Genomic DNA, 21663 nt, shown 5'->3' with positions numbered 1-21663 from the left:
TATGAGACTTTTTACTATAAATTTCTTCAGAGCATAGCAGTGTATAGCTTTTCAATGATTTCAGAAGTAAGCGGTTTAGAAATAAGATCTTGTATATTCCCATTATTTGCAGCTTTGTCGATATCTGTTTTGCTCACGCTGGAAGTGAGTATATAAATTTTGACTTCTGTCTGGTTTTTAAATAAATCTTCGTATTCCTTGAGAAATTCCCATCCGGACATGAGAGGCATATTTATATCAAGCAGAATGAGTATTTTCTGAAATTTATGCTGTTGCAATGAGACTTTAAGAAATTCCAGACCTTCAAGAGGTTTACTGAAGGAAATTATTTCGAACTCGCTTTCTGAATTAAAATGATAACTTTTTTTTAAAAGTATTTTGCTTATTGAGTTACACATTGAATCATCGTCAATAAGCAAAGTTAATTTTTTATTCGTTTTCATCTTTTGAATTTAATTAAAAATTTTGTACCTATATTAACTTCGCTTACAACAGTTATTTCTCCGTTAAGGCTTTCCACCTGACTTTTTATCATAAAAAGTCCCATACCCTTTCCTTCTTTATCAAGATGAAATCTTTTATACATACCGAATATTTCCCTGCCGTATTTTTTCAAATCTATTCCAATACCGTTATCTTCAAAAGTCAGATAAATATATTCAGGATCTTCATCTGAAGTTATTTTTATATAGGAGCCTGTTTCTTTTTTATATTTTATGCCGTTTGTTATCATATTCAGAAAGATACTGTGTATGAAGCTTTTTATTGAATAAATTGAAGATGATTTTTGAAAGTTAGAAAGAATTTTCAATTTTGCTTTATAAATTTGAATTTTTTCCGCTTCGATTATTTCATCAAGTATATTTTTAAATTCTATTTCATATTTGCTTTCATCCAAATTATTTTTAATACTTAATATTTCATTCATATCCCTTATTACGCTATCGAGATGAACAGCAGCTTTTTTTATGTTGTCATTCATTTCCCGCTTCGTATCTTCATCAAGTGTAGTATCTTCAAGTATTGTGCTGACACCTATAATGTTTGCAATCGGTGCTCTTAAGTTATGCGATACCATATAAGTAAATTGTTCCATGGCTTTATTTCTGTTGAGCAAGTCATCAATCATTTTATCCTTTTCTGCCTGTGCAATACCCAGCGGAGTAATATCCTGTGTGGTGCCAATAATTTTTACAAGCTTATTTCTTTTCTCATCGAATATTACATAAGCCCTCTCAAATACTTCCAGAATTTTCCCGCTCTTTTGAATAAATCTGTAAGAAAATTCAAAATACGATTCGGATGGGTCGACTGAACGGGTTTGAATATAACCAAGCATTCTGTTCATGTCTTCGGGATGAACAAATTTTTTCCAATCATCAAATGATATTTTATCGTTGGGAAAATCGCACCCGAACATTTCTTTATAGCCTCCGCCTAAAATAATTTCGCCGCTTTCAATATCTTTTTCCCATATAGTTTCAAGAGTCGCCTTCGATAGGTACTCGTACCTTCTGTTTGCATCTTCCAGTTTTACATAGCTGTTTTCTATTTCAGTGATATCAAGCGCGATACCGTTAATGAGAGTGTTTCCATTGGAAAGTCTTGTTGGTATTGCCGTTACTTTTACTTTTTTTATTTCATCCGTAATGTTGTTCAGATACCTGAACTTTATGTTAAGATGAAAAAGATCTGTAACCATTTCCGAGAACTTATTATTTACATACTCCAAATCATCAGCGTGAACGGACTCAAACAATTTTGTGCTGTCTTCCATAACTTCTTTTATAGGTATTCCCCAGTAATCAAACGCTTTTTTACTTGAGTAATTTAGTTTTGGGATTCCCTTTATATTATATTCAATCTGGAAGATAAAACCGGCAGTTGAATCACTTATTTCTTTTATGAATTTAGTATTGTGCTCTACATCTTTTTCGAGAGCTTTTTTTTCGGAGATATCTTTTGCATAAACAGCTAATCCTATTTCAGAGGGATACAAAGAAACTTCAACCCATTTACCTTGAATTTCAAATTCCTCGTGGTGAGTTTTTTGTTCGTTAATAGCTTTCCTGAAAAGATCTAACATCGGTTTACGGTCTTCACTTAAATTAATATTGTGAAAATCTTTTCCGATTATTTCTTCATGCTCAAGCTTTGCAAGTTTAAGAGCGGCTTTGTTTATTAAAAGTACTTCAAGGTTTTTACCGAGGACAAAAAACGGGTCAGTCATACTTTCAATTATGATGTTGACCTTTTTGGTTTGGACGAGAATATCTTCTGCGCCGTCATTTTGATGTGAGTTTCCTGACCGGCTTGCGGATGGGTTTGGGGTATTCATAATAATAGATTAAAATAAATTCAATGCCTGATTTTATTTCACCAACTCCATTAATTCAACGAATTTAAACTCTTACCTTTTAAATCCGTATATTAATATATACCCATTAATATTTTAAATAGATATTCTATTTGAGCTATTGCTCTTTCCTCCCATTCTGAATTGAATAACTTATCTATATAAAGATAAAATATTTCTACTGTTTTAAAAGTGCTTATTTATTATTTAACTAATACCATACGTTTTGAAATCATCTGACCGTCAGTCTGCACTACATAAAAATATGTACCGCTTGAAAGAGCTATTCCATTGAAAACTTTTGTATAATATCCTGCTGTCATTTTCTCTCCGTTTATTAATACAGCTATTTCTCTTCCGGCAATATCATAAATTTTCAAATGAACTATTACATCCTTAGGAATATCTAAATCTATTTTAGTTGTTGGATTAAAAGGATTAGGATAGTTTTGCGATAGATTAAATTTCTCGGGTTCTCCTATTTCCACTGACGATGAAAGTTCATAATATTTGTAATTGCCGTTATTATCAATCTGCTTTAGCCTGTAATTATAATTTCCTTTACCTTGAATCTTTTCAGAGAAGTAATATTTAATTGTCTGCACTGAATTTCCGCTACCTTTAACGTACCCTGCATTTGTCCACTCCGTGCCTGCTGCATTTTTTCTTTCAATTTCAAAACCTGAATTGTTTTGCTCAAAATCTGTAGTCCACATCAACTCTACAATATTTCTTTTTACTGTGGCATTAAACAATGATAGCTCAACAGGAAGAGGAGAGTTATTAATAGGACCGATATATTTTTTCGCAACAACTATATGGTCAAAATTAATGCTGTTCACATGTCCTGTTGAATCATCTGTATCATAATTCTTTACCCAAATATAATTGAATTTAAGCGCTGAATTGTTTCTCCATTGAAAACCCTCAAACGGAGTTCCCGTTCCTTCGGTAAAATTCGACCAGTTCCAGTTTCCATCCGGAAATTGATACCCGAAGTATGAAATCTTAACACCGTTTATCCAAAGCGCAAGCTCTCCCGTACTTCCTGTAACGGGGTTATTTAGTTTTACCATTACCTCTATGCAGTTCCATTGAGACATGTCAATATTAGCTATAGGATTTGAACTGGGAAAACTATTGCCCCAGTAATACCCGGTTCCCGTTGAAGGATTTGTGTCGTTGGATTGATGCATCCCTGTCCAGTAATTATAAAATCCAAAGTTCGCAAAACTTTGGGGATTCATATTAGCTCCTCTAACTTCAGAACCTATATGGAAAGCGGAATCTCCTGCAGGTTTGTACCCGGCATGATTTGAAGGATAATTTACCGAGGGGTTATTTCCACCCATCCAAACCCCTGAATGATGAAATCTACTGCCTGTATTAAATTTAACATAATACCGGACAAAAATTGAATCACTGAACCCCGCCGGAAATCGTTTGAAAATATAGGTATCTTCTGTGCCGATATTTCCTCCTATTGTAGTTAATTGTAAAGATTGATTTCCGGAGCTGCCCGACGGTACAGATGAACTAAATGCTATATTATTAATAATGGGAGACCTGTTAGTCCACCCGGTAAGCATATCTGAAAGCAGAGTCTGCTCAAACATCTCAACAAAAATAACATTGGAATCTGCTTCTATATTCACATCTCGGGTATAGTTGTTTGCAATTTGAGCAGTTGAATAACCGTATGAGAGGAAATACATTACTGCTGCAACAAATAATATAGTTCGGAATTGCATATTTAGTTTGCTATAGGGTTATTTTGAATATTTATTTTTATTATTAAAAATATTTATGTAATACAGACATAATTTAAAATGTTTTAATAAAATCTCCAACGACACTTTTTCAAAGTTTTCACTTTTTCTTAAACTGCTTCCATTTTGCAATTGAGATGTTTATACACATTTCCTAATATTCAATTTACTCATTATTTCTGCTAATGATAGAATCGGTTTCCATAAAAATTCTAAAATCATTTAATCCGGAGGAAATAAATGATTTTAACGATTTCCTGAACTCACCTTATTTTAATAAATCAGGTACGGTTATAAAGCTTTGGGATGTGATAAAACAGTATGCGCCTCTATATGATAACCCGGATTTAAAAAAAGAAAATTTGTTCAGAATTGTTTTCAGGAAAAAAGAATACAATTATGGAACTATGAAAAACTTGATGCATTCTTTTACAACTCTTCTGGAGCGGTTTCTTGAGCTGAAGTTTCACGAAGATGATAAATTTCAGAATGATTATAATTCGCTCGTTTATTGTATTGTTAAGTATTACCCCGAACTTTTCAACCGGAAGTTTACAAAAATCATGAAGGACTATAATGATGTAAAGGAAGGCGTTGATTTGCATTATCTGTTCAGGTATTTGATAATGAGACTTGGCTCAAGTTTTGGAGGACTGAACGATAAATTAAACTATAATATTTTTAAGCAGGGCGAGTCGTTAATATATTTTTTCCTAATTCATTTTTTTCAGGTTCACCACAACATTAGCGTTTTAAAGAACCGGCAGAATTATATTCTGAAAGATAATTTAATGGAGAATTTTTTAAATGCTCTCGATATAAAGAAACTTATGGGAAGCATCAAAAAAAAGAACCCGAAAGATTTTCAGGTCGTAAATCTTTATTACCACATATATCTTTGCCGTAATGAACCTGAAAATGAAGATTATTTTTTAGCTTTAAAAAATTTGATTTTTAATTCCGTTGATATTCTTCATGAGTTTGAACAGGAATATGTCTTACACACGCTTCATAATATCTTACATATCAGGACAGATAGTGGAATTTTCGGGGCAGTAAAAGAAACAGCTGAATATTATAAATTCATATTGAAGCGGGGTTTAGATATAGGAAATACTGAGTCAAAAATTAATTTTAATCTTTTTTGCACAGCAGTAAAATATTTATTTGAAGCCAAAGATAAAAAGACCGCTCTGAAATTTTACACAGCTTACATTGATAAAACTATTATTGAAGATAAAGACAATATCGAAAATTTTTATCACGCTTATTCCAGTTTTGCCATTCGAAATTTCAATAAAGCGCTTGAGTATTCGGCCAATATTCAACCTAAAATTGAAAAAAATAAGCTGTCAATTAAAGAGCTTCAGATAAGATGTTATTACGAGCTGAATGAACCTGATGCTTTTAAATATACGCTGGATTCATACAGACATCTTTTATACCGGAATACTGCAGTAAGTGAAAATGTAAAAACTTTCAATAAAAATTTTCTGAACATTCTTAATTCACTTTTTGAGTATAAAGTATCTCAGAAAGGGAATTTAAATGATATTGAATTGGAAACCAAGAAAATGAAAATGGTCAACAAAGAATGGATTCTTTTTAAATTAGAAGAACTCAATAAAAACAAAAAATAAAGCCTGAACCTCCCTCCCCTTCTTCATTGAATAACTTCTCTATTTAAAGTATTTTAATAAACTACATTTAAATTTAAACTCACACTTATATGAAAATCGGAGTTCCAAAAGAGATAAAGACCAATGAGAACAGAGTTGCGCTTACACCTACCGGAGCGGAAGTCTTAAAGAAAAACGGTCACAAAGTATTTATTGAAAAAAACGCAGGTATGGGCAGCGGATTTACCGATGCAGAATACAAAAAAGCAGGAGCTACAATTCTCAATACTCCTAAGCAGGTTTACGATACAGCTGATATGATTATGAAAGTAAAAGAGCCGATTAAACCTGAGTACAACTTAATAAGAAAAGGACAAACAGTATTTACATATTTTCACTTTGCATCTTCAAAAGAGCTTACCGTTGCAATGATGAAATCAAAATGTATTGCCATCGCATACGAAACAGTTCAGAAAGAAGATAACTCACTGCCTCTTTTAATTCCGATGAGTGAAGTTGCCGGAAGAATGGCATCGCAGGAAGGCGCAAAATATCTTGAAAGAACAATGGGCGGACGCGGTGTTTTACTCGGCGGCGTACCCGGTGTTGAACCCGGATATGTAGTAGTCCTCGGCGGCGGTATTGTGGGAACAAACGCTGCAAAAATTGCTGCAGGTTTCGGCGCAAGAGTTACAATCCTTGATAACAATCTTTCAAGATTAAGATACCTTGATGATGTAATGCCTAAGAACATTACAACAATGATGAGCAACGTCGGTAACATCCGCGAGTGCGTAAGAAGAGCTGACCTTGTTATCGGCGCAGTACTTATCGCCGGCGCAAAAGCTCCGCACTTAGTTACAAGAGACATGTTAAAGATTATGAAGCCGGGCGCAGTTGTAGTTGACGTATCAGTTGACCAAGGCGGATGTATAGAAACATGCAAACCAACCACGCATGAAAATCCTACATACGTAGTTGACGGAATAGTTCACTATTGCGTAGCAAATATGCCGGGCGCAGTGCCGTTCACATCTACATTGGCGCTTACAAATGCAACGCTTCCTTATGCAGTTGAAATTGCAAACAAAGGATACTTAAGAGCTTGCAAAGAGAACGAAGAAATTAAGTTAGGTCTTAATATGATTGACGGAAAAATAACATACAAAGGCGTTGCCGATGCATTCAAGTTTGATTACACAGACGTGAATGAAGCGTTAGGATAGTTGCTTGTTCTCAGTTATTAGTTGATAGAAAAAATAATTTGTACATAAAAGAAAGGGCGTCTGCGATAAGCGGATGCCCTTTTTTGATTAATGCCAAAATTTTGGGATATAAAAATTTAAAATTACTAATTATTTTATTTAAGTTATTACAATACAGTAGTTATACATACTAATTTACTGCATTCCAGGAGTGGCTGACGGAAAATTAATCCTACTGCCATGCCTGTTGATTTTTCAATTGTTAGCACCAACCATTCTTCGGAATCTATTCCAATCTTATTTTATATATACTACACTTCTTTTCATAAATATTCCATTATGGTACATGCCCCTTAAAAAGAATTGGATAAGAAATTATAAATCATATCCCATGTGCAGAATTGCGGCCCTGCTAAAAAAAGATATTGATTTAAGAATTATCCTATCCAATCCAAAATATTGATACTATTTTTAGTATGACGGAAAGAGTAAAATCTTCTCACGCAAAAACTAAAAATAATCCGCCGCGGCGGATTACTCTATAATTTAATTCCAATATGCGACTTATGAAATTCATATTTCCGTTAGTGTTGATATCCCTTCTCTGCATAAGTTTTTTTTCTTGCGGCAAAGATGATAATCCTATTACTCCTAATCTTATAGATACAACATTAGATTCTCCTCGTTTTAACTGGAAAACATTTTATGTTTATGATGAAGGATTTTTTAATGGAATCTGGGCGCGGGATACAAATGATATTCTTGTTCTTAATATGTTCTATAGTTATACAGCCAGAATAAAAGATAACACATTAAATATTACAAAATATTTTCCTTTAAACCCTTTCGGACTTGGGGGTTTTGATAATAATACAGGTTATCTTTTAGGAATTATAAACGGCGATACAGCTAAAATATTAAGAGTTAAAAAATGGAACGGGAGTTCCTTTCAGGACTTTGCTTTGAAAAACACATATGGGATTGATCCGAGCAAATGTTTTTTTCATAAACCGAATGAAATTTGGATTGCTGAAAACAATGGATACATAAATCGATTTGACGGTACAGGATTACAAAGATACAGTTTCATTGCTCAAAACGATAGTGGTTGGGTCCAAAATATCTACTTTGATTCAACCGCTCAAAAAGTAAGAATGTCATATCTTGTAACTAGTGAGTTCACAGGTAACAGTGTAAGAACATTTTATTTATTTGAGTTCAATGGAAGCGCTTGGAACAAGATAAATGAATTTACCTATACCGATCTTAATGTCACGAACTTTTTTATTAATGGCTACATGTTCAATGAAAATGGAAGAAATATCAATATTCTTAACAATACATTTTTCACTCAGTTTCAAACTCTCCATGGTTTTACGTTAAATCATGGCGGCGGAGGATATTCTAAAAATAATCTGATGGTTAGTGGATCTTTGATGCCCGAGGAGCCTCTTAATCCGTATCACTTATTTCACTGGAACGGAAGTAAATGGAGTAAAGAATATATTGGATTTCCACTCTTACAAGCTCAAATATACGCTATTAATTCAGATTTTTATGTCGCAACTGATAATTCCGGAAATCCGAGTTCAATAGTGATTGGAACAAAAAAATAAAGCTTAAAATAACATGAAAAAAATAATATTTATAATATCATTTTTGTTTATCATAACTATAAAGTTATATTCTCAATATACGATTAGTTCCACAATTTCCTCACCTGCAAGCATTCAATTACTGAATCCTTCAACAGGTTTTTCAATTGTTTATAATAATACCGAAAATATTGAATCAGGAGGTATCTCTTGCTCTAAAACAACAAATAAAGGTATAAACTGGGAATCACATACAATTTCTTCCGATGCATACGTAAGTTCTAGTTTTGTAGATGAAAATGTGGGGTATGTAATGACGGTTAATTCAATTTTTAAAACAACAAATGGTGGAAATAGTTGGTCATCAATAAGATCTTTTTCTGGAAATTCACGCCAGTCTGTTGTGAAATTTATCAACGCTAGTACAGGTTATTATGCTTTTGCTCCGTCCAGTCAGGATGCTTCAAATCCAGCCTATTGGTATAAAACAACGAATGGAGGGAGTACATGGAGTAGTGGCTACTTTTATCAACAATACAGGTCTTTTTACTTCCATGATATTGTAATTGATCCTCAAAATGCTCAGAAGGTAGCCTTAATCGGAAAAACACAATTTTCTGTTGCGGATGCGGGTTTTATTTATAAAACAACAGACGGAGGCTCGAATTGGATTTATTCTGAAGACAATTCTGTATCAAATCAACATAATAGCTTCAATTCTATCTCACTAATTAATAACACTGATCAGGATTATAGAATTTTAATGGGTCAATTTAAACTTGGCGCATCAGATAATGGAATGTATTATGCCAAATACAATGGAACATCTTTTGTACAAAAGTATAAATTTGCAGATTTAATCTCTAATGGCGCAATAGAAGCAGGGTCCGGTATAACTTTTAAAGATATTAATACAGGGTATATATTTTTTAATGACAAAATATATAAAACAACTAATGCTGGAGTTAATTGGTCTGTTGATTATTCTTTTACAACTCCATCCACTACAACTGGGGCACACAATATTAATGTTTTTAATGAAATAGTATGTGCATTGAGTGCAAATGGACAGTGTGTTGTAAAAAAATTAGGTTTAAATTTAAGTTCAACATTAGACGGTGTATCATTCAATTACAATATATCAATAAAGGATAATCCTGCCGCAGGTTCATACACGTCTATTTCAACACCAACATCCTCGTCAATTTTCGGAGGAAATTTGCTTTATCAATCTAATGCTTTTATTAACCAAAACCAAAGCAATGAAGCAATCTTTTATTCCTTTGGAAATAGACTTGGTATTTCTGGGAGCACTTATTTTGATTATGACAATTCAGTATCAAATAACTATAAAACAAAAAATATTTCCAATATAAGCAACGCAATTTCTAACTCAAATCAAACTAAGACTCTAAAAGATGCAAATGGTACTATAAATAGAGTTCATAGTTCAATAGGTGGAATTTTTTACTCACGTTCGACTGATAATGGAAGTTCTTTTTCACGAGAAGAAATTGTAAACTCAGGAAACACATATTTAATTGACTACCCAAACGCATCTACCGCAGATAACAATAAAAATCCATCTTTGTGTGAGATAAAAAATTTAGGTTACGGAACGCCTATATCTCAAACTAATCCTAACGGAAATATAGCAGCAGTATGGGAAAGGTTTAATGTAGAAACTGGAAAAACAGAAATAAAGGTTTCTATGAGAAATGACTTCGCATTAGCTCCTATTGATTGGATTAAATATGGTACATCGCCATATCAAAAGAGCGGTATTCTTAGGGAATTTCCATCTAGTTTTAGCTACGATTCTAAACCTTCAATTTTTGCATCCGTCAATCCGAATTTAATAAATGATCCCAATAATTTTTTATTACTAGTACCGCACCTTGAACCAAGTGGTTCAGAAACTAAAATAATTGTTTCCGCAGCAGGTATGGGTGCTTATCACCAAACCGCTGATTTTGTAATTTCTTCCGGAAATATAACTGAATATTCTGTCACAGGAAAAGTAAATTCCTCTCAGCCAAACTATTATGATTTATATTTTGCCTACAAAAAGAATGAAAAGATTTATTATAAAAAATGTTATGTTGGTTTCGATTATGGTGCTGGTTTATTGCATGTTGATTCAACTTCATTCAATACAAGTGACAATAAAATATTATCAGAAGGAGATTTAAACACTTCAAGGTTTTCTCCCGACATTTCTTTAAGAAACGGATTCCCTATAGTTACCTATCAGGGTGTTGCTCCATTAACAAGAGTATATAGCCTTGATGAAGTCAGCGCTTCTCCTTCTCCGGGATTATCTCAGACACATACAGTTCAATTCACTCAGTATCCAATAATGGTTACATATATGAAACCCGACGGATCCGGAAACTGGAGCAATCCATCAGCGCAGCCTTCGAGCGGTACGATAGTTCAATCAGACCCAAACATAGAAGGATGCTCAACCGGAAATGGTTATATATTAAGCTTCCGAAAAGGAAATTCGGGATATTACCAATATACTAATTTACAGAACTATCATTGCGACCCTCCTGCATTTTTAGGAACTGATGCAAAGCTGGTAAGGGGAAGCTATAATACTCCTACAGGGGGGGCTTTGCTGACTACATTGACCAATGAAAGCCCGCTTTACAGTTTAGGAAAACAAGATGTTGCAATTACAAATGTAAATAGCCAGGTTCAGGATGGAGTGTATGGAAATATCAAAGGTGTGGTTAATATGAATGATATAGATTACGTTTTCAATATGGGACCGATATTTGTAGCAAAAGGTCCACAGGTTGATATACCTCTTTTTGATGACGCGCTCAATGAAGTAAATCCTGTATCGGGAATTGAATTTAATGAGTACTTACGCTCTGAGCCTTTTAGTTTAGCCAATGGAGATACATTAATAATCGGCGCTACTGCAAACTATATTGCAGTGGATAAACAGACTTTCTATCCATTGAAATATACGGTTAATTTAATGAATGCTAATACTCAGGAAGTAGTAAAAAATCTTTTTTCAGATACAATTCACATAGAGGATGAAGAAATGACGGAGTACTACAGAGGATATGTATTCAGTGATTTGATTCCTGAAGATGGTAATGTATATCTTCAAATTACGGTAGAAGATGTCAGCGGAAACGGAGCGAAATATAATTATGTAGGTGTGTATCAGGGAGAGAGTGAAGTCGCAGATAGAAGCGGACGTATAGACCCTACTAATGGAATATTTGTAGATTTTGGTCACGGCAGAAATCCTGCTAATGTTCTTAGTGTAAAACCTGCTTCATACAGCTTAGCTCAGAATTATCCTAATCCGTTTAATCCGACAACAACAATAAAATATAGTATCCCTAATGACGGATTAGTTCAGATTAAAGTTTATGATATTTCAGGTAAGGAAGTTATGAATCTTGTAAATGAAAATAAAACAGCCGGAAATTATGAAGTAAAGTTTAACGGAGCGAATTTATCCAGCGGAATATACTTTTACAGAATAAATGCTGGAGAGTTTGTACAGACTAAAAGGATGATGCTTGTAAAGTAAGTTTCTATAAGTATCTATAAAATGTACTAAATACGGGGACGCCCTTCCGCTAAAAGCGGGGGCTAACGCCCCGTTTTTTATTTGAACTCATCCCAGCTGATGTGCAAAATCTCATTACTCACGATTCTGTACCCAATATTATAAATTTCTTCAAAAAACACCCAGATTCCGTTCAAATTATTATATGTTAAAACATTAGAATAAAATCAACTTTACATAATCTGGAAATAAGTAAACTATAAACAGCGTCTTATTTTCATGTTTTAAATTTTCGCGAAACTTTTGTGATTATGAGCCGAAATTTAACTTTTTGCCCATAAAAAAAGCCGTTAAAGATTTCTCCCTAACGGCTTTAAAAACATTAAAAATAAGCTGAAATTACTTTATTAAAGTCATTTTCTTAATGCTGGTGTAGTCACCTGCCTGAAGCTTATAGAAGTAAATTCCGCTTGGCAGTTCCGAGGCATTAAAATCTACCATGTACCTTGCCGCCTGTAAATTCTTTTCTAAGAGAACTGCCACTTCCTTACCGAGCATGTTATAAACCTTCAGAGTTACATATCCGCTTGTTGGCAGATCAAATCTGATGTTCGTTGTCGGGTTGAAAGGATTCGGATAGTTCTGCATTAAAGCATATTCAACCGGAACTTCAACTGAAGTGCTGTGTATTCCGATTGGAACGTCGCTCCAGATTGCCTGCTCAACTACAGGACCTGTTAGCTGCCATGTAACTAATGAGTCATGACCTGAGCTATCAGGGCTGGTATATGCTCCGGTTCCTATTCCGTACCATGCATGGAAATAGAAATTTGTTCCGCCGCTGTTTATTCTTCTTGATGCGATTGCAAACTGCATTGGAGCAGCTGAATCAAAATAGTTGCCTGTTCCCACCACAGAAGAATATGGTGTTACGCCTGTCAATTTATACTGAGCTTTGTAGTTGGCGGTTATAGTCTGGCTGTTGTTTACAACAACTGTCTGAGGATTGCTTCCGCCGTTAGACCAGTTTACAAAAGCGTATCTTGTCTGCGAACCTGAAGTTGGAGTTACTGCCTGAAGATTTACACTTGAACCGTTTGTAACTGTAAGAACCTGTGTGGAAGTATAAGGAGTTCCGTTTATATTAATTGTTGCAAATCCGTTTCTGTTGGAGCCGACTGTAAGGAATGAAGAGTTAACAAGTAAATCTACATTTCTTGTGTGAACGGGTACTCCACCGGGACCTGAGCCTTTAACAGTAATTTTAAATAATCTTGAATTAACCGTACCCACAGCTTTGATTCTTAGTCTTACTGAATCAGGGAACGATGTAATTGAGTCTTTGCCGTTTACAAAAGATAATTGTAAAGAGCCTGATGTTGGGTTTGAATCCAGCACCGCTGTAAATTTAACTCTATCACTATAAAGTTTTACTGACGGTACAGATACAGTTACAAATGTTGAATCGTTGCTTGCAACAGATGTGTTTGTAACACTGGTTTTCATAGCGTAATCAGGGAAGTAAGCAGTATAACTTCCGAAGCTTCCGTTTCTGAAGTCAGTCCATGCCATAATGGAATTTCTTCCGTTTGAGTTAATAGCATCGTAATCACCTAAGTAAGCAGGTGTTCCGCCGCCTCCGCAAGTTGTACAATTGATTCTGAATTTCTTGTTTGAAACCTGTTGGTTAGCGGCAAAAGTAACACCGCCGTTATCTGAGTATGTTGCATAGACTAAGCAGCTATCGCTTGTCGGGCAATCTCTTGTATCCAGCCATTTTATAAATAATCTTCCTGTATTTTTATCGCACCATGTAGATGGATGCCATTGATGATGCGCTTCAGGATTTACATCGTCATTAACTCTTGTTTGAGCTGACCATGTAACACCCTGGTCATCTGAATATCTTATCCAGATATCAGGTTTGTTTCCATCACCAACCGGGAAGTTGGAAGCATATACTAAATATAATCTTCCTCTGTTAGGTCCGTAGCTGTTATCACATGTAATCATCGGGTAAGGTCTTGTTCTGAAGTTCTCTACGGAGTTTCTGCCGCCGACGTTTGTACCAACGTAGTTAGCATACTGAACAGATGAAACCTGCTGGAATGAAGCGCCTCCGTTTGTTGAGCGGAAGAATGTCCATTGAGCAGCAAATGAACTTCCTGTGTTTGTCACAACATAAACGCAGCCACCGGGAATATTGCCGCCGGTTTTATTCGGTCCAACACATACCATCATACCAGGTAATGTGTTTGTTGAAGAAAACATAACGTTAAATGTTGCGCCTTTATCTGTACTTCTTGTTACGTTTCCGGGAGTCATTACACCGTAAACATAATTTGCGTAAGGTCCGCCTGTCTGATCGGCTGCAATCCAGTTTTTATCATTACCAACGTTATTGTTCGCAACGCTAACCCAGGTAAGACCGCCGTTTGTTGACTTTGCAGTTCTTGTTCCTAAAATGTTAGGGTCCCCATACATGTTATCTGCATAAAGATTTCCAAGACTGTCAAATGCTGCAACGGGATCCCCTCTCATAGGTGCTCCCCATGTAGGATTAATCGTTGACCAGTTAACTCCATCAAAAGTTACGTGAGGAGTAACGCCTGTGGCAGTTGATGTGTTGTTGTAAATTACAAAAGAGTTTAGGGCATTTGTCGGGTTTACGACTAAATGAGCTTCTGCAAAATCTACTCCGATATCGAAGTTGTCAAAATAATCTGCACCTGTTACCACGAACGGCATTGGTGCCGGACTTCCTACGCCAAAATCATAAAAATGTCTTGGCAGCTGGTCTAAGTTTGGATTATCCTGAGAAAATGCAAAACCGCTAAACAAACTTAAAATAAAAAGGGGTAAAATTTTAAGTAGTTTTTCCTTCATTTGTTTGGGTTTAGTTTTTTAAATTATTGTTATAAAATAAAAATTATATAGTATTAATGAAACTAATTTAATATGATATTTGAAATATTTTCTTAGAGTAGAATGTGAGGGAAAAAATCAAAAATCAGGCAGCTTTTACACTGCCTGATTTGTAAATTTTATTTAAGCAAAGTCATTTTCTTAATGCTTACGAATTCATCGGTAATAAGTTTATAAAAATAAATACCGCTGGATAAATTTTGCGCATTAAAATCTATTACATATCTTCCGGGTGAAAGCTGCCTGTTCAGTACTACACTTACCTCTTTACCCAATAAATCGTAAATTAAAATTTTTACGGGACCGCTTTTCGCTATATCAAACTTGATGTTTGTTACGGGATTAAACGGATTCGGATAATTCTGTTCAAGGCTGAATTCTTTCGGAATTTCAGTGGTTAAATTCTTTATTCCAATTGGAACATCACTCCATAATGCTGATTCCACTACAGGACCTGTGAGTTTCCAGACTACCAATGAATCATGTCCCGAACTATCAGGGCTGGTGTATGAACCGCTACCTGCGCCAATCCAAGCGTGGAAATAATAATTTGTTCCGCCTGAGTTTACTCTTCTGGATGTTACACCAAATGAAAATACCTGCGCTGAGTCATAGAACTGGTTTGTTCCGAATGTAGAAGCATAACTTGAAATTCCCGTAATTTTATACTGAGGAGTGAAGTTTGCTGTGACGGATATTGTATTATTGACTATTATCGTCTGCGGATTTGAACCTCCGTTAGACCAGTTATTAAATCTGTATCTTGTCTGTGAACCGGCTGAAGGTGTTACTGCTTCCAGTGTTACGCTTGAACCGTTCGGGAAAACAATTGACTGGGCATTATTATATGTAATGCCGTTTACTTTAAATTCAGTTACTGTTGGTCTGTTAGTTGTAACATTTACGTATGAAGAATTTGCAAGCAAATCAATTGTTCTTTTGTGAACTGGTGTACCGTTTGTTCCTCTTCCTGTGACTGTTACTTTGTATAATCGCTGAGTTACGTTTCCGACAGTTTTGATTCTCAATCTTACTGAATCAGGATAAGTAGTAACGGAATCTTTACCGTTTACAAAACTTAAACTGATAGAACCTGTTGTTGGCACAGTATCAACTGCAGCAGTAAATTTTACTCTGTCGTTATAAGGTCCTTTTACACTTGGAATTGCAACAGTTACAAAAGAACTGTCATTGTTTCCCATGCTTACGCTGGTTGCAGATGCAGTCATAGCATAATCAGGATAATATCCTACATAACTTCCTAATGCATTTGAACGTCCATCCATCCATACTGTTATTCCTGTTTTACCTATAGCAGATACTCCTAGATAATCACCTATATAAAATGCCTGGCCTGAACCCTGACTCACTTTCATATTATCAGGATTAAACAAGGTTGTTCCAACAGGTCCGTTTGGAGCAAAAGTTTGTCCGCCGTCTGTTGAATATGTTCCGTACATTCTTGTCATAAGATTTGAAGTAGGGTCTTCTCTTGAATCCATCCAGCTTACATAAACTCTTCCGTTTGTATTATCAACGCTGATAGCAGGAATCCATTGGTCTGCAGTTGTTGCATCATCATTTACTCTTACCGGAGTTCCCCATGTTGCGCCGTAATCTGTTGAACGGACAACAAAAACATCTGCTACATCAGGTCCTAATGGATTTGCTTCGTAAACTACATAAACATTACCTCTGTATGCTCCGTAGCTTCCGTCTGCGGCAATCTTCGGAAAAGAATTTGTTCTTATGCATCCTTTTACTGTCTGTCTTCCTGAGCATATTGTACCTGAACCTGAAAATGAAACAGCCGATACCTGTGAGCCCATTGTTGCGCCGCCATCTGTGGAACGTGCGACTAAAATTGTTCCGCCGTTTGTATTTGCCATGTATACGCTTCCGCCTTGCACTAAGCCGTTAGGTCCCACAGCAACATATGCACCCTGATCTCCGACTAATGTTATAGGACTTGACCAGTTAACACCGCCGTTTGTGCTTCTGGAAAATCTCATTCCTGAAGAACCGAACTGTCTCCATCCGGTATATAAATAATTTGAATAAGGACCTGCAGTCTGGTCTGCGCAAATCCATTCTTTATCTGATAAACCAACTGTAGTAGAAGTTACTCTGTAAGCACCGGAAAATGTTTGTCCACCGTCTGTTGAACGGGTGACTACTACTCCGTAAGTGCTTCCCTGCTGGTAAAGCTGTTCATAAGTTATATTGCCTAAGCTGTCGAATGCTAAAACAGGGTCTCCCAAAATTTCAGATGATGCAAAGCCCGGAAAACTTACGAAAACTTTTGTCCAGTTGTAGCCGTCAAGTGTATAATAGACTGAGTTTGTATTGAAAGCGCAAATGCTGTTCAATGGGTTTCTGGGATTTGTTGTTATGTGCGGCTCACCGAAATCATTTCCTAAGAAAAAATTATCGTAGCCGTTTACAGTCTGAACAACGCTGCTGAAAGCGTCAAACTGATTAAAATTGTATCCCGCCGGGACTTTAACTACAGATTTCAGATTTTCATCATTGCCTTGCGAAAACGCAGTACCCGTGAAAATTAAAATAAGAGCGATGAGAGTGAAAAGATTTTTCATCTGTTGATTGAGAGTTTTTTAGTTTTGCGAAAAATAACGCCCCAAATATTGAATTTAAAGGGATTTATTACCCTTACGCAATTGCCTGAATTATATCTGAACAACAAATAAATCTTTAAATAATTGCATTAAATCCATGAGGTTTAAATTATGATTAGATTATTTTGGAATATTTATTTAATCTGTTAAAAATAATTTACTAATGCTTTAAATGAACTTTGCTAAGTTAATATTACCGATAGCTCTTATTTCTCTTTTGTGTATCAGTTTTTTCTCGTGCAGCAAAGAAGATAATCCGATTGTTCCGATTACTCAAGACTCAACATTAGACTCTGCCAGGTTTCGATGGAAGACATACCAAGTAGGAAATTACGGATACTTGAACGCGGGAGCCTGGTTAAGAGATACTAATGATGTTTTTATAGTTAATAATTTCTTTGGTTTTATTACTCGTATTCAGAATGAAATTATTACAAATATTTCTTACCCTGATTTTGTACCTATCCAATTAGTCGGTTATGATAAAGATAATGCTTATATATTTGGGTATAACAGAGGAGAAGATTCTTCAATTTGCAGAATAAAAAGCTGGAATGGAAATTCTTTTCAGGATGTATCTGTGAACAACAATCATTCTATCCGGATAAACAGATGTCTTTATTACAAACCAAATGAAATCTGGGTTGCAGGCTATGATAATAAAATTGATAAGTTTGATGGTACCAGTTTAACTCATTATCAATTTAATACCAATGGTTTTACAAACTTTGATGTGGAGAAAATTTATTACGACTCTATCTCACAAAAGTTAAGATTTGTACTGCTTACAGAAATTCATCCTCCTAAAAATTCTGCATTACTTTATTACATTTATGAATTTGATGGAAATAAATGGAATAAAGTCGCTGAATTTTCAAATATTGTCGGGAGCTATACTAGGCCCGGATATATTAATGGTTTTGTTTTAAACAAGAACGAAACAAAACTGTATATTTACAATAATGAAAATTTCAACTTATTCCTGACTCCTTTTGATTTCATTTTTAATTATGGTGTTAATGGGTATTCCAGAAACAATATTCTTGTTGGTGGTTACCAACGAGAAAGACCTTATGGAAATAAATACTCTTTATTTAATTGGAATGGTGAGAAATGGAGCGAAGAATACAAACAAGTATCACTGTCTTATCCGACCATATATAGTATAAGTAATAATGTATATTTAGTCGTACAAGACGGACTCAGTACTGATGTATCAACTTTTTTAATTGGAATTAAAAAATAAATTTAACTTTTCTCCCAAAATTTTGCTTAGCATATTTCAAATATATTCTTTAATCTTCATTTGAACAGACCTTTCTTAGAAAAAATAAATTTCTTCCCCCTGCAAAATATTCTTTTAAATATTCTTTAATAATATTTAGCAATAAGTTTTTTTTATAATTAAAAAATACGGGAGGTCAAAAATGGCAAACGTAAAAGATCTAATCAAAACTGAACGCCTTCACTTTGTAAAAACCGGAATGACCGTCTTTGACGTTGCAAGATTTATGGATATGCACAACGTCGGAGCAGTGCCTGTTCTTGCAGAGGGCAACAAGCTTGTCGGAATTTTTTCCGAAAGAGATCTGCTCCGCCGCTGCGCCGCTAAAGAGCTTGATTTAAAAACAACTCTGATAGATGAAGTAATGACTAAAGGAGTTATTTTAGTAGAAGCGCATGATACACCCGATTACTGCCTGCAGATTATGAAGCAGGAAAACATCCGCCACATTCCTATAAGAGAAGGAAGCGATTTGATCGGAATTCTCTCTATCAGAGATATTATGTATCACGATATGCAGGAAAAAGAAGAGAAGATTGAAATGCTGAACTCATACATTCAGTTTAACGGTTAAATTGCTGCAAAATAAAGCAGAAACGAAACTCTTTTATTCTTATGGCGGTTGTCAATTTTGAACCCTTTAAAAACTTTTTACTTTAATGAAATTAACCGACATAAAAACTCTCGGCGGACTTAAACAAGCCGGGTACAAAACACATACTGTAAAAGATGAGATAAGAAATAATCTTATCACAAAAATTAAAAATAAAGAAACAATTTTTGACGGAATAATCGGCTATGAAAACACCGTTGTTCCTTCAGTTATGAACTCGCTTCTTGCAAGGCACGATATTATTTTGCTCGGTCTTCGCGGCCAGGCAAAAACAAAAATGGCAAGAATGCTTACGAGTCTGCTTGATGAATATATTCCAATTGTAAAAGGCTCGGAGATAAACGATAATCCTTTTCACCCCATCTCAAAGCATGCAGTTGATATGATAAATGAAATGGGAGATGAAACGGAAATTGAATGGATAAGCCGCGAGCAAAGATACAGTGAAAAGCTTGCTACTCCCGATGTAAACATCGCCGATTTAATCGGAGATATTGACCCTATCAAAGCTGCAAACCAGCGGCTGCATTATTCCCACGAAGGAGCTATTCACTTTGGAATCATTCCGAGAACTAACAGAGGAATTTTTGTGATTAATGAGCTTCCCGATTTACAGCCGAGAATACAGGTCGGTTTGCTGAATATTATGCAGGAGAAAGATATTCAGATACGAGGATTTAATATCAGGATTCCGCTTGATGTTCTGATGGTCTTCACTGCTAATCCCGAAGATTATACAAACAGAGGAAATATTATTACTCCGCTGAAAGACAGAATTGACTCGCAGATAATTACTCATTACCCGAAAAATTTAGAAGACGGAATAGAAATTACAGACACGTATTCATGGATAAAAAGAACTGACGGCAAAGTAACTATTCCTCATTACTTCAAAGAAATAATAGAGATGACTGCAATGCAGGCAAGAGTGAGCGAGTTCGTTGATCAGAAGTCAGGCGTAAGCGCAAGGCTTACAATTTCCTCTATGGAAAATCTTATCAGCAATGCAGAGCGCAGGGCTATTGTAAATAATGAAGAAGATATTTACCTGAGAGTCTGCGATATAAATGCAGTGCTTCCCGGTATGACAGGAAAGATGGAGCTTGTTTTTGAAGGCGAGCAGGAGGGAGCAATAAAAGTATCGAAGGCATTGCTATCAAAAGCAGTGAGAGAAATTTATAAAAAATATTTCCCTGACCCGCTTCAGAAAAGAAAGAAAACCGACAAGCCGCAGGAAGATGTCTATGCTGAAATGATTGAATGGTTCCAGAACGGCGGAAGGGTGAACATAAAAGATGATATGAGCTTTAAGGATTACTTTAAAGAACTGAAAAAAGTTGACGGACTGGAAAAATTTGTAAAGAAATATTCACAGTATTATGAAACTGAATACGAACTTGCCTCGCTGATGGAATTTGTTTTAGACGGCTTGCATCAAAGCTCTAAAATTGCAAAAGATGATATGGACTCAGTCGTATCTTATAAAGATATGGTGGGAAGCATGTTCACGCAGGAAAAAGGCTACGGCGAGTACGACGATGACTTTAATTTCAAATACTAATTTTTTAAAAATTCATAAAACAAAATTATGGCAAAGTTAAAAACCCCGGACAACAGCAAGAAGGTAGCTGAAGGCTTATCAAATTTGTTAGCCGATACATTCGTGCTTTATTTAAAAACACATTTTTATCACTGGAACGTAAGAGGTCCGTTATTCAGAACTCTTCACCTTATGTTTGAAGAACAATATAACGCTTTATGGACTTCGACAGATATGATTGCAGAAAGAATCCGCTCGCTCGATGCAGATGCGCCGGGAACATTCGCAGAGTACTCCGCTCTTGCTTCTATAAAAGAAGATAAAAAAATCCCGAAAGCAATGGACATGGTAAAAATTCTTGCGGAAGACCATGCAAAGGCAGTGAAGACTGCAAAGGAAGCATTCAAAGCAGCAGAAGCCGCAGACGATGAACCTACACAGGATTTACTGATTCAAAGAATTGATTATCACGAGACAACTATCTGGATGCTGAAAACTATGTTAGAGTAAAATTCATTCATCAGTTTCCCCCTCCTTTTCAAGGAGGGGGACTGAGGGGGTGGTTAAAATATAAACGCA

Annotated in this window: 13 protein-coding genes; 8 read left to right on the top strand and 5 right to left on the bottom strand. The window is 35.4% G+C overall.

Going from position 1 to position 21663, the window contains the following annotated elements:
- Nucleotides 1–26: 26 nt before the first annotated feature.
- From JST55_07150 to JST55_07140, 3 genes are all read right to left on the bottom strand, one after another.
- The gene (locus tag JST55_07150; GenBank protein MBS1493268.1) at nt 27–443 is read right to left on the bottom strand and encodes a response regulator; all 417 of its coding nucleotides are present in this window, start codon (nt 441–443) and stop codon (nt 27–29) included.
- Nucleotides 440–2338, bottom strand: coding sequence for a PAS domain-containing protein (locus tag JST55_07145; GenBank protein ID MBS1493267.1), 1899 nt, complete (start codon nt 2336–2338; stop codon nt 440–442). Before JST55_07145 ends, JST55_07150 begins: the two co-directional genes overlap by 4 nt.
- Before the next feature lie 221 nt (nt 2339–2559).
- Nucleotides 2560–4107 carry a T9SS type A sorting domain-containing protein gene (locus JST55_07140; protein ID MBS1493266.1) on the bottom strand — a complete coding sequence of 516 codons (1548 nt, stop codon included), beginning with the start codon at nt 4105–4107 and terminating at the stop codon, nt 2560–2562.
- A 203-nt stretch (nt 4108–4310) separates the two neighbouring features.
- On the opposite strand from JST55_07140, the gene JST55_07135 reads away from it, so the two are divergent.
- The 4 genes from JST55_07135 to JST55_07120 all read left to right on the top strand — a co-directional run bounded on the left by JST55_07135 (nt 4311) and on the right by JST55_07120 (nt 12106).
- Entirely contained in the window at nt 4311–5765 is a 1455-nt protein-coding gene (locus JST55_07135; GenBank protein ID MBS1493265.1) for a hypothetical protein, read from the top strand.
- Nucleotides 5766–5854: 89 nt separating this feature from the next.
- Nucleotides 5855–6970, top strand: coding sequence for an alanine dehydrogenase (gene ald, locus JST55_07130; GenBank protein MBS1493264.1), 1116 nt, complete (start codon nt 5855–5857; stop codon nt 6968–6970).
- 545 nt (nt 6971–7515) lie between these two features.
- On the top strand, nt 7516–8565 hold the full coding sequence (locus JST55_07125) for a hypothetical protein (GenBank protein ID MBS1493263.1): 1050 nt from the start codon (nt 7516–7518) through the stop codon (nt 8563–8565).
- 2971 nt (nt 8566–11536) lie between these two features.
- A complete protein-coding gene (locus JST55_07120; protein MBS1493262.1) occupies nt 11537–12106 on the top strand; it encodes a T9SS type A sorting domain-containing protein in 570 nt (189 codons plus the stop codon).
- Nucleotides 12107–12484: 378 nt separating this feature from the next.
- Here JST55_07120 and JST55_07115 read toward each other — a convergent pair whose 3' ends face one another.
- Together JST55_07115 and JST55_07110 are read right to left on the bottom strand one after the other, a co-directional pair.
- Entirely contained in the window at nt 12485–14971 is a 2487-nt protein-coding gene (locus JST55_07115) for a T9SS type A sorting domain-containing protein (protein ID MBS1493261.1), read from the bottom strand.
- 158 nt (nt 14972–15129) lie between these two features.
- A complete protein-coding gene (locus JST55_07110; GenBank protein MBS1493260.1) occupies nt 15130–17607 on the bottom strand; it encodes a T9SS type A sorting domain-containing protein in 2478 nt (825 codons plus the stop codon).
- A gap of 211 nt (nt 17608–17818) precedes the next feature.
- On the opposite strand from JST55_07110, the gene JST55_07105 reads away from it, so the two are divergent.
- The 4 genes from JST55_07105 (at nt 17819) to JST55_07090 (ending at nt 21594) form a co-directional block, all read left to right on the top strand.
- Nucleotides 17819–18892, top strand: coding sequence for a hypothetical protein (locus tag JST55_07105; GenBank protein MBS1493259.1), 1074 nt, complete (start codon nt 17819–17821; stop codon nt 18890–18892).
- 181 nt (nt 18893–19073) lie between these two features.
- Nucleotides 19074–19505 (top strand): CBS domain-containing protein, encoded by a 432-nt coding sequence (locus JST55_07100; GenBank protein MBS1493258.1) that lies wholly within the window; start codon nt 19074–19076, stop codon nt 19503–19505.
- Between the two features lie 85 nt (nt 19506–19590).
- Complete coding sequence (locus JST55_07095; protein ID MBS1493257.1) at nt 19591–21105, top strand: sigma 54-interacting transcriptional regulator; 1515 nt, start codon at nt 19591–19593, stop codon at nt 21103–21105.
- Nucleotides 21106–21132: 27 nt separating this feature from the next.
- Nucleotides 21133–21594 (top strand): DNA starvation/stationary phase protection protein, encoded by a 462-nt coding sequence (locus tag JST55_07090; GenBank protein MBS1493256.1) that lies wholly within the window; start codon nt 21133–21135, stop codon nt 21592–21594.
- Nucleotides 21595–21663 lie beyond the last annotated feature (69 nt).

Source organism: Bacteroidota bacterium, assembly GCA_018266835.1.
Classification (GTDB): Bacteria; Bacteroidota; Ignavibacteria; order Tepidaquicellales; family Tepidaquicellaceae; genus JAFDZO01.
Note: the sequence above shows the minus strand (reverse complement) of the source record. Positions and strands in the feature narration are given on the sequence as shown.